This window comes from Pseudoxanthomonas sacheonensis, assembly GCF_010093305.1.
Taxonomy (GTDB): Bacteria; Pseudomonadota; Gammaproteobacteria; order Xanthomonadales; family Xanthomonadaceae; genus Pseudoxanthomonas_A; species Pseudoxanthomonas_A sacheonensis.
In genome coordinates this window covers 1-504 of record NZ_PDWS01000041.1, presented here as the reverse complement: position 1 = coordinate 504, position 504 = coordinate 1, and the positions used below count along the sequence as shown (strand labels likewise).

1 protein-coding gene is annotated in these 504 nt (G+C 60.7%); it reads left to right on the top strand.

Annotated elements, in window-relative coordinates; genetic code table 11:
* Window positions 1-41: 41 nt before the first annotated feature.
* A complete protein-coding gene (locus tag CSC73_RS18320) occupies window positions 42-440 on the top strand; it encodes an EF-hand domain-containing protein (protein ID WP_163843577.1) in 399 nt (132 codons plus the stop codon).
* The last annotated feature ends 64 nt before the right edge of the window (window positions 441-504 follow it).

The following is a 504-nucleotide window of genomic DNA, read 5'->3' as shown; positions in this document are numbered from 1 at the left end:
TCCGCACACAGGGCGGCGAACCGCCCCCACAGGAGATACCCATGAAGACGATCCGCATCATCCTCGCCTCGGCCGCGTTCGCATTCGCCGGTGCCGCCATCGCCGGCGACGGCAACCTGTCCAGCACCGACAAGGTCAAGAAGATGGACGCCGACGGCGACAGCCGCCTGTCCCTGGCCGAGTTCACCGCCGGTGGCCACAAGACCAGTGACGATTTCGCCAAGTACGACATCAATGGCGACGGCTACGTCACCGACGAGGAGATCGACGCCGGCCAGGAACGCGGCATGACTCCGGGCGAGAAGAAGGACGTCCGCGCCAAGGCGCGGCCGGTGCCGACCACCAACCCGAAGTCGCGAAAAAAAAAACAGACCCGGTCAACAGCAAAGTGGACCCTGAGAGGATGTCGACGTACGCTAAGCTCTACACATCGTCGATAAATTGACAGGAGTTAGAAACTACCACACCATGCACTACATGCGATGCCATCAGCCCTTAAATTAG

What these genes read in the sequence shown, in the direction of transcription:
- CSC73_RS18320 (WP_163843577.1), top strand. Translation starts at nt 42, where the DNA reads ATGAAGACGATCCGCATCATCCTCGCCTCGGCCGCGTTCGCATTCGCC.